This is a genomic window from Leifsonia sp. Ger2509 (assembly GCF_055231915.1).
In genome coordinates this window covers 761,749-776,636 of record NZ_JBUYVB010000003.1, presented here as the reverse complement: position 1 = coordinate 776,636, position 14,888 = coordinate 761,749, and the positions used below count along the sequence as shown (strand labels likewise).

General features: G+C 62.7%; 9 protein-coding genes and 3 rRNA genes. 10 read left to right on the top strand and 2 right to left on the bottom strand.

The window, feature by feature from the left end; genetic code table 11:
* The first annotated feature begins 35 nt into the window (after nt 1-35).
* The 4 genes from ACV7NN_RS04010 to ACV7NN_RS03995 are packed head-to-tail and all read left to right on the top strand — an operon-like array spanning nt 36 to nt 3,447.
* The gene (locus ACV7NN_RS04010) at nt 36-1,235 is read left to right on the top strand and encodes an argininosuccinate synthase (protein WP_463348293.1); all 1,200 of its coding nucleotides are present in this window, start codon (nt 36-38) and stop codon (nt 1,233-1,235) included.
* Nucleotides 1,236-1,238: 3 nt separating this feature from the next.
* Complete coding sequence (gene argH, locus ACV7NN_RS04005) at nt 1,239-2,696, top strand: argininosuccinate lyase (RefSeq protein ID WP_463351228.1); 1,458 nt, start codon at nt 1,239-1,241, stop codon at nt 2,694-2,696.
* Nucleotides 2,693-2,827 carry a hypothetical protein gene (locus ACV7NN_RS04000; protein ID WP_463348292.1) on the top strand — a complete coding sequence of 45 codons (135 nt, stop codon included), beginning with the start codon at nt 2,693-2,695 and terminating at the stop codon, nt 2,825-2,827. The genes argH and ACV7NN_RS04000 overlap by 4 nt, the downstream gene beginning before the upstream one ends.
* Entirely contained in the window at nt 2,827-3,447 is a 621-nt protein-coding gene (locus tag ACV7NN_RS03995) for a DNA-3-methyladenine glycosylase (protein WP_463348291.1), read from the top strand. The genes ACV7NN_RS04000 and ACV7NN_RS03995 overlap by 1 nt, the downstream gene beginning before the upstream one ends.
* A 109-nt stretch (nt 3,448-3,556) precedes the next feature.
* Here the strand turns inward: ACV7NN_RS03995 and ACV7NN_RS03990 are convergent, their stop codons facing one another.
* Both ACV7NN_RS03990 and ACV7NN_RS03985 read right to left on the bottom strand, forming a co-directional pair.
* The gene (locus ACV7NN_RS03990; protein ID WP_463348290.1) at nt 3,557-4,159 is read right to left on the bottom strand and encodes a hypothetical protein; all 603 of its coding nucleotides are present in this window, start codon (nt 4,157-4,159) and stop codon (nt 3,557-3,559) included.
* Nucleotides 4,156-4,815, bottom strand: coding sequence for a DNA-binding protein (locus tag ACV7NN_RS03985; RefSeq protein WP_463348289.1), 660 nt, complete (start codon nt 4,813-4,815; stop codon nt 4,156-4,158). The genes ACV7NN_RS03990 and ACV7NN_RS03985 overlap by 4 nt, the downstream gene beginning before the upstream one ends.
* 139 nt (nt 4,816-4,954) lie before the next feature.
* On the opposite strand from ACV7NN_RS03985, the gene tyrS reads away from it, so the two are divergent.
* The 6 genes from tyrS to ACV7NN_RS03955 all read left to right on the top strand — a co-directional run bounded on the left by tyrS (nt 4,955) and on the right by ACV7NN_RS03955 (nt 14,878).
* Nucleotides 4,955-6,256 carry a tyrosine--tRNA ligase gene (tyrS, locus tag ACV7NN_RS03980; RefSeq protein ID WP_463348288.1) on the top strand — a complete coding sequence of 434 codons (1,302 nt, stop codon included), beginning with the start codon at nt 4,955-4,957 and terminating at the stop codon, nt 6,254-6,256.
* 721 nt (nt 6,257-6,977) lie between these two features.
* Nucleotides 6,978-8,499: ribosomal RNA gene (locus ACV7NN_RS03975) — 16S ribosomal RNA — on the top strand.
* 419 nt (nt 8,500-8,918) lie between these two features.
* Nucleotides 8,919-12,033 (top strand): 23S ribosomal RNA (locus ACV7NN_RS03970).
* A gap of 137 nt (nt 12,034-12,170) precedes the next feature.
* Nucleotides 12,171-12,287 (top strand): 5S ribosomal RNA (rrf, locus tag ACV7NN_RS03965).
* The 16S, 23S and 5S rRNA genes sit together here, the layout of an rRNA operon.
* A gap of 118 nt (nt 12,288-12,405) precedes the next feature.
* On the top strand, nt 12,406-13,878 hold the full coding sequence (locus ACV7NN_RS03960; RefSeq protein WP_463348287.1) for a tetratricopeptide repeat protein: 1,473 nt from the start codon (nt 12,406-12,408) through the stop codon (nt 13,876-13,878).
* The gene (locus ACV7NN_RS03955; RefSeq protein WP_463348286.1) at nt 13,853-14,878 is read left to right on the top strand and encodes an HAD-IIA family hydrolase; all 1,026 of its coding nucleotides are present in this window, start codon (nt 13,853-13,855) and stop codon (nt 14,876-14,878) included. The genes ACV7NN_RS03960 and ACV7NN_RS03955 overlap by 26 nt, the downstream gene beginning before the upstream one ends.
* Nucleotides 14,879-14,888: the final 10 nt, after the last annotated feature.

The window sequence follows — 14,888 nt, the reverse complement described above, 5'->3', positions numbered from 1 at the left end:
GACCATAAACTCGAAACGATCATTGAAGGAGAACCATGGCTGAACGCGTTGTGCTCGCATATTCGGGCGGACTCGACACCTCGGTCGGCATCGGCTGGCTGAAGGATGCGACCGGCAAGGAGGTCGTCGCGCTCGCCGTGGACGTCGGCCAGGGCGGCGAGGACATGGAGGCGATCCGCCAGCGTGCGCTCGACTGCGGTGCGGTCGAGGCGGTCGTCGTCGACGCGAAGGACGAGTTCGCGAACGACTACCTGATGCCGGCGCTCAAGGCGAACGCGCTGTATCAGAAGCGCTATCCGCTGGTGTCTGCGCTGAGCCGGCCCGTCATCGCGAAGCATCTCGCCGAGACCGCGAAGGCGCTCGGCGCCGACAGTGTGGCCCACGGCTGTACAGGCAAGGGCAACGACCAGGTGCGCTTCGAGGCGGCCGTGGCCGCGCTCGCCCCCGATCTGACCTCGCTCGCACCGGTGCGGGACTTCGCTCTGACCCGCGACAAGGCGATCGTCTACGCGGCCGAGCACAACCTGCCGATCGAGCAGTCGAAGAAGAGCCCGTACTCCATCGACCAGAACGTATGGGGCCGAGCGGTCGAGACCGGCTTCCTCGAAGACCCGTGGAACGCACCGATCGAAGACCTGTACACCTACTCGGAGGACCCGGCTGTGCCGCGGGATGCCGTCGAGGTGGTCATCAGCTTCAGCGAGGGCGTGCCAGTCGCGATCGACGGCAAACCGGTCACCCCCCTCGAAGCGGTTCAGCTGATGAACGCGGTCGCGGGCGGCCAGGGCGTCGGCCGGATCGACATCGTCGAGGACCGCCTCGTCGGCATCAAGAGCCGCGAGGTCTACGAGTCGCCGGCGGGCATCGCGCTGATCGCGGCGCACGAAGAGCTCGAGAACATGACGGTCGAGCGCGATGTGGCGCGCTACAAGCGCGGTGTCGAAGCCAAGTGGGCCGAGCTGGTGTACGACGGACTCTGGTTCTCCGGCCTCAAGCGTGCGCTGGATGTCTTCATCGACGAGACGCAGCGCCACGTGACCGGCGACATCCGGCTCAAGCTGCACGCTGGCACCGCAGTGGTGACCGGCCGTCGGAGCGGTGAGAGCCTCTACGACTTCAACCTCGCGACCTACGACACCGGCGACACGTTCGACCAGTCGCTGGCGAAGGGCTTCATCGAGCTGTGGTCGCTGCCGAGCAAGATCTCGGCCCGTCGCGACCTCTCCGGCCGGTAGGACATCGTGGCGAAGCACGAATCCGAGAACCGCGCAGGCGAGGCGGGCGCACTCTGGGGCGCCCGGTTCGCCGGTGGTCCGTCGCCGGAGCTGGCGGCGCTGAGCAAGTCGACGCAGTTCGACTGGCAGCTCGCGGCATACGACATCGCGGGCTCACGCGCGCACGCCACGGCGCTCGCAGCGGCCGGCTATCTCACCGATGACGAACTCCGGGGGATGCTGGATGCGCTGGATGCGCTCGATGCGGCCGTCACCGCGGGGGAGTTCGTGGCGGACGAAGCCGATGAGGACGTGCACTCCGCCCTCGAGCGCGGACTGATCGAGCGGGCGGGAACCGAGCTGGGCGGCAAGCTGCGCGCCGGCCGCAGCCGCAACGACCAGATCGCAACCCTGGTACGCCTGTACCTGCGCGATCATGCCGGGACCATCGCGGAGCAGCTGATCGCGCTCATCGATGCGATCGCTTCGCAGGCGGATGCGCATCCCACCGCCATCCTCCCGGGCCGCACCCACCTGCAGCACGCGCAGCCCGTGCTGCTCGCGCATCACCTGCTCGCGCACTGCTGGCCCCTCGTCCGCGATCTCGAGAGGCTGGCGGACTGGGATAAGCGGGCGAACGTGTCGCCGTACGGATCCGGCGCTCTGGCCGGGTCCACGCTCGGCCTCGACGCCGGACTGGTCGCCTCGGAGCTCGGCTTCGCGCACAGCGTGGAGAACTCGATCGACGGTACGGCGAGCCGCGATGTGGTCGCCGAGTTCGCCTTCGTGGCCGCCCAGATCGGCATCGACCTCTCGCGGTTCGCCGAGGAGATCATCATCTGGAACACCCGCGAGTTCGGCTTCGTCACGCTCGACGACTCGTATTCGACCGGTTCGTCGATCATGCCGCAGAAGAAGAACCCCGACATCGCCGAACTCACCCGCGGAAAGGCGGGACGGCTGATCGGCAACCTGACCGGCCTGCTGACCACGCTCAAGGGGCTTCCACTCGCGTACAACCGCGACCTGCAGGAGGACAAAGAGCCGGTGTTCGATTCGGTGACCACGCTCGAGGTGGTTCTGCCGGCGTTCACCGGCATGGTCGCGACGATGAGGTTCCACACCGAGCGGATGGCAGAGCTCGCCCCTCAGGGCTTCTCGCTCGCGACGGATGTCGCCGAATGGCTGGTGAAGCGTCGGGTTCCGTTCCGCGACGCCCACGAGATCACCGGCAACCTGGTCAAGTACGCCGAAGAGCGCGGACTCGAGCTCGCCGACCTCGACGATGCCGGGCTCGCGGAGGTTTCCCCGCTGCTCACGCCGGATGTCCGCGACATCCTCACGATCCAGGGCTCGGTTGCGAGCCGCGACGGTATCGGCGGGACCGCCCCCGAGCGCGTACGCGAGCAGCTCGCTGCGCTCACCGAGAGGGTCCGGATGCTGACCTCGGCTTTCGCCTCCGCCCGGCGGGACCTGACATGACCGGCCGCGCCGGCCGCGAGAAGCGCTCCCCGAAGAACCGGTGGGTCATCCCTACGATCGCGATCGTCGCCGGCGTGATGGTCGTCACCGGACTGGTGATCGTGATCGTCAACGGCTGGCGGATGTTCTAGTGACCGGTGCCGCGCTGATCAGCCCCTCGCGGGAGTTCTTCGCGGCGTCGGCCCTGGAGGTCGGCCCGCGTCTCCTCGGCGCCGTGCTGACCCACGAGACCGCGCACGGGGCCGTCTCGCTGCGCGTCACCGAGGTCGAAGCGTATGTCGGCGACGGGGTCGACCCTGGCTCGCACGCTTTCCGCGGGCGCACCCGGCGCAACGGTGTGATGTACGGCCCTCCCGGTCACCTGTACACGTACTTCACCTACGGGATGCACGTGTGCGCCAACGTCGTGTGCTCGCCGGCCGGCACCGCCTCGGCCGTGCTGCTGCGTGGTGGCGAGGTCGTCGGGGGAGAGGCGCTCGCACGCGAGCGGCGCGGGCTTTCGGTTCCTGTCCGTGACCTCGCCCGAGGGCCGGCCCGGCTGGTCGTCGCGCTGGGCATCGCGCTCGACGAGGGAGGTGCGGACCTGCTGGAGCCGCCGTTCAGTCTCCGGCTCTCCGAGCATCCCGTCGCCGCGGCCAGCGGCCCGCGGACCGGCGTCAGCGGTGCGGGCGGTGGCGTCGAATTCCCGTGGCGCTACTGGATTCCGGGCGACCCGACCGTCTCGCCGTACCGCAGGCACCCGAAGGCCTGAGCGCCTTCCGGAGGGATCCGAGCGCGGGCGCCCATCTTCTGAACGAGCGCACACGGTGCACGATGCGCACTCGTTCAGAACGTGTGCGCGGCGGCGCGGCGTGCCGGCGTCAGGTGATCGCGAGCCGGAAGACCCCGGCGCAGACGCACGCCCAGATCAGGCTGACCAGGGTGCCGATGATGAAGCGCTCGCGCGCTTCGGCCGCCTCGAGTTCGGTGAAGCGCCCGACGCCCTTGATCGCGATGAGGACGGCGATGGCTTCGGGGAAGCCCGCCATGATCGCGCCAGTCGTGGCGAACCGTTCGAGGTAGCCGATGAACGTGCCCCCGCGCAGCACCTCCTTGGTGCCGCCGTACGGGTTGTCCGCCGTCGCCCGCTCGTCGATGACGATGCCGCCGTGCAGTCCGGCCGTCACGCTGCCCCGGGAGGCGAGCGCGAGCACCAGCTGCGCGGCCGGCCCGCCGCCGACCACGCTGAGCGCAAGCAGGGCCGCCCCCAGGAGGACCTCGGCGACGGGGGGCGCGCCCGGACTGGGGAGCGTCACGGCCACGAACGCGATCGCGAGGGTGATCGCCGAGATGTAGACCAGGCCACGGCGTGGAGAGCGCGTGGTGAACACCGCGCAGATGAGGCTCGCCAGGACCATCACGAGCACGCCCGCCCAGAAGGCGATCGGTCCGAGTGCGAGAAGGAGGTGGACGTAAGGAGTCATGCCGGGGCATCCGTTCGTGTGTTCACTCGGTCGACGTTCTCCAACAGCCTAGTGAGGCCGGGGATGGCGGCGAGTTCTGGGCGCACTGCCGCCGCACGGGCGCGCGAGCTGGCCGACGGCGCCGAGATTCCGAGTTGTGCCGCCGCATCCGCCTGCGTGAGGCCCGACGAGACGAGGTCGTACAGCTCCCACCCGGCCGGCGTCCGTCGCTGGCGGATGACGAGGACGAGGTTGACCAGGGCCTCCGCGTCTGCAGCACCCGGCCATCCGTCTCCGGCGCGTACGCCATCCAGCCCCTCCGCACGACCGGCCGCGGCCTCGACCGCGAACCGGGTCGCCGCCTTTTTGGCGCGCCTGACTGCTTCGCGTGCGGCGACGAAGGCGTCGCCACTGGCTTCGCGGGTCTCAGCCGGGAGGGGGAGCCGCACGGAGCCGACACCGAGGCCGACGCTCCACGCCTCGTCACGGGTGAGGTCGAGAACGATCGCGAGCGCTGTCCCCGCGTTGTCGGTGAGTGCCTGGAGCTCGTCGCCGGCGTTGCGGTCCACGGGGAGCAGAAGCCGATCCGCCTGTTCCCGGTTGAGCCGTTTCAGGGTGTCCCCGACGATGTCCGGACGGGACCGGCTGTCCACCTGGTCTGCGGTGATGACGAACATACGCGCTCCTTCGACTGAGGCTTCAGAGTCTAATCCATCAAACATTAGACTCTCAAGGCTAACCACTCACGAATTAGATCCCGGGGCCTCATTGTGGAGAACGCGAGGCGGGTCGAACGGCGCTGCTACTGTAAAACTCGTGTCAGACTCGGCAATTCTCAGTGCGCAAGCCAACGATCCGACCTTCGACGACCTGTGGGAGGAACTGGTCTGGCGTGGCCTGGTCCACGTCTCGACGGATCCCGAGACGTTGAGAGAACTGCTCTCTGGCGAACCGATCACCTATTACTGCGGCTTCGACCCGACCGCGCCCAGCCTGCACCTCGGGAATCTGGTCCAGCTGCTCCTGATGCGGCGTCTCCAGCTCGCCGGGCATCGTCCGCTCGCACTCGTCGGCGGATCGACAGGGCTGATCGGCGATCCGCGGCCCACCGCCGAACGAACACTCAACACGAGGGAGACCGTCGCCGAGTGGGTGGGCTACCTGCAGCAGCAGGTCTCGCGCTTCCTCAGCTTCGATGACGGCAACCCCGCGCGGCTCGTCAACAACCTCGACTGGACGGCTCCGCTCTCGGCGATCGACTTCCTCCGCGAGATCGGCAAGCACTACCGGATCGGCACGATGCTGAAGAAGGATGCGGTTGCCGCGCGCCTCAACTCGGAGGAGGGCATCAGCTACACCGAGTTCAGCTACCAGATCCTGCAGGGTCTCGACTACCTCGAGCTGTACCGCACGTACGGTTGCATCCTCCAGACCGGAGGAAGCGACCAGTGGGGCAACCTCACCAGCGGGACCGATCTGATCCGGCGGGTGGAGCACGTCGGCGCGCACGCGATCGGGACGCCGCTGATCACCAACAGCGACGGCACGAAGTTCGGCAAGAGCGAAGGCAACGCCATCTGGCTCGACCCGCATCTGACAAGTCCGTACGCGCTCTACCAGTTCTGGGTCAACACCGACGACTCAGACGTCGTCGACCGGCTCAAGGTCTTCACGTTCCTGACGCGCGCGGAGATCGAACAGCTCGAGGCCGCAGTGCGGGATGAGCCCTTCCGGCGGGAGGCACAGCGCCGGCTCGCCTACGAGGTGACGAGCCTCGTGCACGGACCGGAGGCGACGGAGGCGGCGATCGCCGCCGCTGAAGCGCTCTTCGGCCGCGGGGAGCTTGACGAACTGGATGCGGCGACCCTTGAGAGCGCGCTGCGCGAGCTGCCCAACACCACGACCGTGCCGACCGCCACGGTCGCCCAGGCGCTGGTCGACACCGGACTCACTGCGAGCCTCGGCGAAGCCCGGCGTGCGGTCGCGCAGGGTGGCGTCTACGTGAACAACGCGAAGGTGGCGGATGGCGACGCCCTGCTGAGTGCGTCTCTGCTCGCAGGGCGCATGGCGGTTCTCCGTCGCGGCAAGAAGACCCTTGCAGGAGTGTTCCTCGAGTAGGTCCGGATCGCCCGCTTCGATGGTGGCGCGTATCGGCTTCGGCCGGTGCGCGCCACCATCGTTTCGGGGGTCTTGTCCAGGCACGATGAGGGGGTGGGGCACCTGCACATCGCCGGGATTACGCGGATGTGCAGGGTGGTCGGTGGCGATCGAACCGGGCGACACGCCCGGGATGCGCCCCAGATTTGCTAGCCCCCGGGGACCTGCGTAAAGTACTTACTTGTCACCCCAAAGGTGCGGGAAGCGGAAGAGCTTCTCGGCCTCAAGCGGGACCAATCCTAAGCATAAAGCAAAGCTCCTCTTGAAGGAGTTTGTTCTAGCGCATAGGATGGAAAACCCACTCACTGAGCAGGTCTAACTGGCTCGGATCGTGTGAAACGGTTGTGTCCGAATACGGATCGCCGGAATAACGCGAAACGGCCGATTTGACAAAGCGAATGAGAGTGGTAAGGTAGAGAAGTTGCCCCAAAGAGAAGGCCGAGAGGCTGAAAGTTGGGAGCGTCCGATCCTTGAGAACTCAACAGCGTGCACAATGTCAAATGCCAAAAACCTCGACTCGTAGCTTCGGCTACGTGAGAGATTCCTTTGGAAACAGATTAAACAACAAAGCAAGTCAGTAATGATTTGTTCTGTCAGTTTCAAACTTGCAGCGTGGTTCACCCATTCCGGTGGCCCGCTGCACTAGATGTGCCGAAGCGCTTGCGCTTCGAGCAATCAAACATTTATGGAGAGTTTGATCCTGGCTCAGGACGAACGCTGGCGGCGTGCTTAACACATGCAAGTCGAACGGTGAAAGAGGAGCTTGCTCCTCTGGATCAGTGGCGAACGGGTGAGTAACACGTGAGTAACCTGCCCTTGACTCTGGGATAACCTCGGGAAACCGAAGCTAATACCGGATACGACCTTCGGAGGCATCTCCAGGAGGTGGAAAGAATTTCGGTCAAGGATGGACTCGCGGCCTATCAGGTAGTTGGTGAGGTAACGGCTCACCAAGCCGACGACGGGTAGCCGGCCTGAGAGGGTGACCGGCCACACTGGGACTGAGACACGGCCCAGACTCCTACGGGAGGCAGCAGTGGGGAATATTGCACAATGGGCGCAAGCCTGATGCAGCAACGCCGCGTGAGGGACGACGGCCTTCGGGTTGTAAACCTCTTTTAGTAGGGAAGAAGCGAAAGTGACGGTACCTGCAGAAAAAGCACCGGCTAACTACGTGCCAGCAGCCGCGGTAATACGTAGGGTGCAAGCGTTGTCCGGAATTATTGGGCGTAAAGAGCTCGTAGGCGGTTTGTCGCGTCTGCTGTGAAAACCCGAGGCTCAACCTCGGGCCTGCAGTGGGTACGGGCAAACTAGAGTGCGGTAGGGGAGAATGGAATTCCTGGTGTAGCGGTGGAATGCGCAGATATCAGGAGGAACACCGATGGCGAAGGCAGTTCTCTGGGCCGTAACTGACGCTGAGGAGCGAAAGCGTGGGGAGCGAACAGGATTAGATACCCTGGTAGTCCACGCCGTAAACGTTGGGCGCTAGATGTGGGGACCATTCCACGGTTTCCGTGTCGCAGCTAACGCATTAAGCGCCCCGCCTGGGGAGTACGGCCGCAAGGCTAAAACTCAAAGGAATTGACGGGGGCCCGCACAAGCGGCGGAGCATGCGGATTAATTCGATGCAACGCGAAGAACCTTACCAAGGCTTGACATATACCGGAAACGGCTGGAAACAGTCGCCCCGCAAGGTCGGTATACAGGTGGTGCATGGTTGTCGTCAGCTCGTGTCGTGAGATGTTGGGTTAAGTCCCGCAACGAGCGCAACCCTCGTTCTATGTTGCCAGCACGTAATGGTGGGAACTCATAGGAGACTGCCGGGGTCAACTCGGAGGAAGGTGGGGATGACGTCAAATCATCATGCCCCTTATGTCTTGGGCTTCACGCATGCTACAATGGCCGGTACAAAGGGCTGCAATACCGTAAGGTGGAGCGAATCCCAAAAAGCCGGTCTCAGTTCGGATTGAGGTCTGCAACTCGACCTCATGAAGTCGGAGTCGCTAGTAATCGCAGATCAGCAACGCTGCGGTGAATACGTTCCCGGGCCTTGTACACACCGCCCGTCAAGTCATGAAAGTCGGTAACACCCGAAGCCGGTGGCCTAACCCTTGTGGAAGGAGCCGTCGAAGGTGGGATCGGTGATTAGGACTAAGTCGTAACAAGGTAGCCGTACCGGAAGGTGCGGCTGGATCACCTCCTTTCTAAGGAGCAACTGGCACTCGCAAGAGTGTCCAGGCGCCAGATCTGAACAAACGTTTCAGCTGGTTGCTCATGGGTGGAACATTGACATTGGTGCGGAGCCGATCGGCTCGAAGTCAGTACGCTCTTCGGAGAAGGAACGCTTTGAACCCGGAAGCACCGCACATGCACGCTGTTGGGTCCTGAGGGACCGGACCTCATCCGCTTGGATGAGAACCTGGACCTCTGGACCTTTTCTTGCGCTCATAACTCGAGTTGCAGAAAAGGTACCGCCCGTACTTTGAGAACTACACAGTGGACGCGAGCATCTTAGATTGATCCTTCGGGATCAATCACAAAAGATTTTAGGAACATCCTTCGGGATGTTCTGACTAATCATTGGTCAATTTTTCTTATGAGAAATCGATTCAAACTCATGTGATTTCAAGATTCTAAGAGCAAACGGTGGATGCCTTGGCATCTGGAGCCGAAGAAGGACGTAGTAATCTGCGATAAGCCTCGGGGAGTTGATAAACGAACTTTGATCCGAGGATTTCCGAATGGGGAAACCCCGCTGGGCCCGCAAGGTGACCCAGTGACTCCCGCCTGAATATATAGGGCGGGTAGAGGGAACGTGGGGAAGTGAAACATCTCAGTACCCACAGGAAGAGAAAGCAAAAGCGATTCCGTTAGTAGTGGCGAGCGAAACCGGAAGAGGCTAAACCGATCATGTGTGATAGCCGGCAGGCGTTGCATGGTCGGGGTTGTGGGACTTTTCTGCTGCTTCTGCCGAACAGCAAGGGTTAGAACGTTGTATAGACGAATGGCATTGAAAGGCCAGTCACAGAGGGTGCCAACCCCGTAGTCGAAATGCAGCAATCACCCGAAGAGTATCCCAAGTAGCACGGGGCCCGAGAAATCCCGTGTGAATCTGTCAGGACCACCTGATAAGCCTAAATACTCCCAGATGACCGATAGCGGACAAGTACCGTGAGGGAAAGGTGAAAAGTACCCCGGGAGGGGAGTGAAATAGTACCTGAAACCGTTTGCTTACAAACCGTTGGAGCCTCCTTGTAGGGGTGACAGCGTGCCTTTTGAAGAATGAGCCTGCGAGTTAGCGATATGTGGCGAGGTTAACCCGAGTGGGGTAGCCGTAGCGAAAGCGAGTCTGAATAGGGCGATTCAGTCGCATGTCCTAGACCCGAAGCGAAGTGATCTATCCATGGCCAGGTTGAAGCGACGGTAAGACGTCGTGGAGGACCGAACCCACTTCAGTTGAAAATGGAGGGGATGAGCTGTGGATAGGGGTGAAAGGCCAATCAAACTTCGTGATAGCTGGTTCTCTCCGAAATGCATTTAGGTGCAGCGTTGCGTGTTTCTTGCCGGAGGTAGAGCTACTGGATGGCCGATGGGCCCCAAAAGGTTACTGACGTCAGCCAAACTCCGAATGCCGGTAAGTGAGAGCGCAGCAGTGAGACGGTGGGGGATAAGCTTCATCGTCGAGAGGGAAACAACCCAGACCACCAACTAAGGTCCCAAAGCGCGTGCTAAGTGGGAAAGGATGTGGAGTTGCACAGACAACCAGGAGGTTGGCTTAGAAGCAGCCACCCTTGAAAGAGTGCGTAATAGCTCACTGGTCAAGTGATTCCGCGCCGACAATGTAACGGGGCTCAAGCACGCCACCGAAGTTGTGGCATTGACATTAGTGGTAGGCCTTCGTGGTCCAGCCGTGTTGATGGGTAGGAGAGCGTCGTGTGGCCAGCGAAGCGGCGGTGTAAACCAGCCGTGGAGGCTACACGAGTGAGAATGCAGGCATGAGTAGCGAAAGACGGGTGAGAAACCCGTCCTCCGAAAGACCAAGGGTTCCAGGGCCAGGCTAATCCGCCCTGGGTAAGTCGGGACCTAAGGCGAGGCCGACAGGCGTAGTCGATGGACAACGGGTTGATATTCCCGTACCGGCGAAGAACCGCCCAAGCTAATCCAGTAATGCTAAGTGTCTGAATCCCCTTGATCGAAGCCTTCGGGCCTAGACGAGCGGGCCTAGCACACGACCCTATGCTGGTGCGGCTAGCGTATTAACAGGTGTGACGCAGGAAGGTAGCCGAGCCGGGCGATGGTTGTCCCGGTCTAAGTGTGTAAGCCGAGGGATAGGCAAATCCGTCCCTCATATAGGCCCAGGCACGATGGGTAGTCTTAATTGACGAAATCGGTGATCCTATGCTGCCAAGAAAAGCATCGACGCGAGGTTCCAGCCGCCCGTACCCCAAACCGACTCAGGTGGTCAGGTAGAGAATACCAAGGAGATCGAGAGAATCGTGGTTAAGGAACTCGGCAAAATGCCCCCGTAACTTCGGGAGAAGGGGGGCCTGAGGCGTGAAGGGATTTACTCCTGGAGCGTTCGAAGGCCGCAGAGACCAGTGGGAAGCGACTGTTTACTAAAAACACAGGTCCGTGCTAAGTCGCAAGACGATGTATACGGACTGACGCCTGCCCGGTGCTGGAAGGTTAAGAGGAAGGGTTAGCTTCGGCGAAGCTCAGAATTTAAGCCCCAGTAAACGGCGGTGGTAACTATAACCATCCTAAGGTAGCGAAATTCCTTGTCGGGTAAGTTCCGACCTGCACGAATGGCGTAACGACTTCCCAGCTGTCTCAACCGCGAACTCGGCGAAATTGCACTACGAGTAAAGATGCTCGTTACGCGCAGCAGGACGGAAAGACCCCGTGACCTTTACTACAGCTTGGTATTGGTGTTCGGTGTGGCTTGTGTAGGATAGGTGGGAGACTTTGAAGCGGGCACGCTAGTGTTCGTGGAGTCATTGTTGAAATACCACTCTGGTCACTCTGGATATCTAACTTCGAACCGTAATCCGGTTCAGGGACAGTGCCTGGTGGGTAGTTTAACTGGGGCGGTTGCCTCCCAAAAAGTAACGGAGGCGCCCAAAGGTTCCCTCAACCTGGTTGGCAATCAGGTGTCGAGTGTAAGTGCACAAGGGAGCTTGACTGTGAGACTGACAAGTCGAGCAGGGACGAAAGTCGGGACTAGTGATCCGGCAGTGGCTTGTGGAAGCGCTGTCGCTCAACGGATAAAAGGTACCTCGGGGATAACAGGCTGATCTTGCCCAAGAGTCCATATCGACGGCATGGTTTGGCACCTCGATGTCGGCTCGTCGCATCCTGGGGCTGGAGTAGGTCCCAAGGGTTGGGCTGTTCGCCCATTAAAGCGGTACGCGAGCTGGGTTTAGAACGTCGTGAGACAGTTCGGTCCCTATCCGCTGCGCGCGTAGGAAATTTGAGAGGATCTGACCCTAGTACGAGAGGACCGGGTTGGACGAACCTCTGGTGTGTCAGTTGTTCCGCCAGGAGCACCGCTGATTAGCTACGTTCGGGATGGATAACCGCTGAAAGCATCTAAGCGGGAAGCCGGCCTCAAGATGAGATTTCCATGCCTTCGGGCGAGAGGCTCCCAGCTAGACTACTGGGTTGATAGGCCGGATGTGGAAGTGGGGACTAAAGACCCATGGAGCTGACCGGTACTAATAAGCCGATATCTTGATAATCATTACTCTCATACATGTTGTAAGGCTGGTATGAGAGGCCTGAGAATGCTTGCGTCCACTATGTGGTTCTCGATGTACGGTCGAGAACCGAATCAAACAGCAATGTTTGTTCGTTCACTTTGATACATCAATAGTGTTTCGGCGGCCATAGCGAGAGGGAAACGCCCGGTTACATTCCGAACCCGGAAGCTAAGACTCTCTGCGCCGATGGTACTGCAGGGGGGACCCTGTGGGAGAGTAGGACACCGCCGGACTTCTTTGTGAAATGGCCACCCAGCAATGGGTGGCCATTTTGCGTTTAAGTCACCCAATAATCCACCGGGACGCCGCCGTAGGCTATGAATGCTGCGCCCCATACATACAGGAGAAGACGTGAGCAACTCACCGTCAGACGAGCAGAAACCCGAACGCGCGGCCGACAAGCCCCAGCGGGACGGTCAGCGACGGGACGGATCACGTCACACAGACGGACGCCCCCAAGGGAGCAGGCCCAGCTCGGGCGCAGGCAACGGCCGGCCGGCGCGCGGGGGAAACACCGACCGCAAGGCCGGCGACAAGCGCACGGGCGGCGCACCTCGAACCACCACCGGTGGGGAACCGTGGAAGCGGGACGGGAAACCCAGCGATAGCAAGAGCGGCCAGCCGTGGAAGCGGGACGGGAAACCCAGCGATAGCAAGAGCGGCCAGCCGTGGAAGCGGGATGGGAAACCCAGCGATAGCAAGGGCGGCCAGCCGTGGAAGCGCGACGGGAAGCCCGACAGCAGAGGCGGCCACGACAGCGGCCCGAAGAAGCTGTGGACGCGTGACGGCAAACCCGCACGCGGGGACCGCGATGCACGCGACTACGAACGCGCCCTCACCGAAGAAGAGCGCCTGGCGCGGGAGCTGCGGTCCGTGCGCACGCGGCACGACGACCCCGAGATCCCCGAGGCTATCCAGGCACGCGACCTCGACAAAGTCGCACGCGCCGAACTGAAGACACTCAGCAAAGACAACGCCGACTGGGTGGCGCGTCACCTGGTCATGGCCGCGCAGCTCATCGAAGAGCAGCCCGACCTCGCGCACCAGCACGCCCTCTCGGCGGCACGTCGTGCCGGCAGGGTGGCGGTCGTGCGCGAAACGCTTGCCATCACGGCCTATGCGACCGGCGACTTCGGGCTGGCGCTCCGTGAGCTGCGCACCTACCGGCGGATCAGCGGCTCCAACGATCAGCTGCCGCTCATGGTGGACAGCGAGAGGGGCGTCGGGCGTCCCGATCGGGCGCTCGAGCTCGGGCGGTCCGTCGACCGAGCGTCGCTCCCCACCGAGGTGCAGGTGTCATTGGCCATCGCGATGTCCGGCGCGCGCCTCGACCTCGGGCAGAACGACGAAGCGCTGGCCGAGCTCGAGATTCCGCAGCTCGACCCCAACCGCGCATATTCGTGGAGCCCGGAACTGTTCCACGCGTACGGCGACGTGCTCGACGAACTCGGTCGCGAGGATGACGCCTCCGTCTGGCGCGAACGTGCGGCACGTGCTGAGCAGGCGATCGGGCTTGTGCGCGGCGCCGGCGACGAAGAGACCGTGGACGTCATCGAAGAAGAGATCGACATGGACGACGAAGACGAAGTCGACGAGTTCGAAGTCGACTCCGCTGTCGAGCACATCGTCGACGATGCGGAAGGCGATGTCATCGTCGAGTACGAGGACGATATCGATGATGTCGAGATCGTCGAGGGCGAAGACGACAGTGCGGCCGACGACGGCACAGCAGACGAGGACGATGCGGTCGTGCTCGAACGCGAGATCACGGCCGAAAGCGGAGACGAGAACGGGCGCGATGGCGATCTTCCGGCGAAAGAGTAGCGACGGGGCATCGCCGCTCGACGGGGTGGATGTCGTCCTCGCGGACCTCGACGGTGTGGTGTATGCCGGGCAGCGGGCGATCCCGCACGCCGTCGAAAGTCTCAATGCGGCAGCTGAGAATGCGCGCGTCGGATACATCACCAACAATGCGTCGCGCACCGACGCATCCGTCGCCGAGCACCTGACCGAGCTGGGCCTGCACGTGCAGCCCTCCGACATCGTCACGTCGCCCCAGGCGGCGGTCCGCCTTCTTGCACGACATGTGGCTCCGGCATCCAGCATCCTGGTGGTGGGCGGTGAGGGGCTCGTGCACGAGGTCGAGAAGGCGGGATTCACGGTAGTGCGGTCCGCCGACGATGAGCCGGCCGCCGTCATTCAGGGCTTCCACCCCGACCTCGGCTGGAAGGACTTGGCCGAAGCGTCCTTCGCCCTGCAGCGCAGCACCGTCGAGGAGCGTCCGTGGGTCGCGACCAACACGGACTGGACCATTCCGGTCGCCCGGGGGATCGCGCCGGGCAACGGCACCCTGGTCTCCGCGGTCCACACCGCCACAGGGCGGTTGCCTCTGGTGGCAGGCAAGCCGGAGGTCGCGATCTTCGAGGAAGCGACGGCGCGGTTCTCCGCCGCCTCCCCGCTGTTCATCGGGGATCGGCTGGACACGGACATCGTCGGCGCGAACCGGGCAGGCATTCCATCGGTGCACGTGCTCACCGGGATCGACCGCGCGAAACAACTGATCGCGGCCGACGCGAAGTCGCGGCCGACGTACATCCTGGATGACCTGCGCGGGCTCGCGGAGCCGTACCCGCGGACGCGATTCTCGAAGGACAACGCGACGGCGACGGTGGGCGACGCGAGCGTCCGGATCAGCGGAGACGACGTTCAGATCGTGTCGGAAGGCTCATCCGAACTCGACCTGCTGCGGGCGGCGACGGCGGTCATCTGGACATCGGGGCGCGCGATCTACGGCCTCAACGTTCCCGAACGCCTGTACACCTGAGGCCCGATGA

Coding starts and splice junctions, on each gene's coding strand:
- ACV7NN_RS04010 (WP_463348293.1), top strand. CDS start 36: ATGGCTGAACGCGTTGTGCTCGCATATTCGGGCGGACTCGACACCTCG.
- ACV7NN_RS03985 (WP_463348289.1), bottom strand. CDS start 4,815: ATGTTCGTCATCACCGCAGACCAGGTGGACAGCCGGTCCCGTCCGGAC.
- ACV7NN_RS04000 (WP_463348292.1), top strand. CDS start 2,693: ATGACCGGCCGCGCCGGCCGCGAGAAGCGCTCCCCGAAGAACCGGTGG.
- ACV7NN_RS03955 (WP_463348286.1), top strand. CDS start 13,853: ATGGCGATCTTCCGGCGAAAGAGTAGCGACGGGGCATCGCCGCTCGAC.
- ACV7NN_RS03990 (WP_463348290.1), bottom strand. CDS start 4,159: ATGACTCCTTACGTCCACCTCCTTCTCGCACTCGGACCGATCGCCTTC.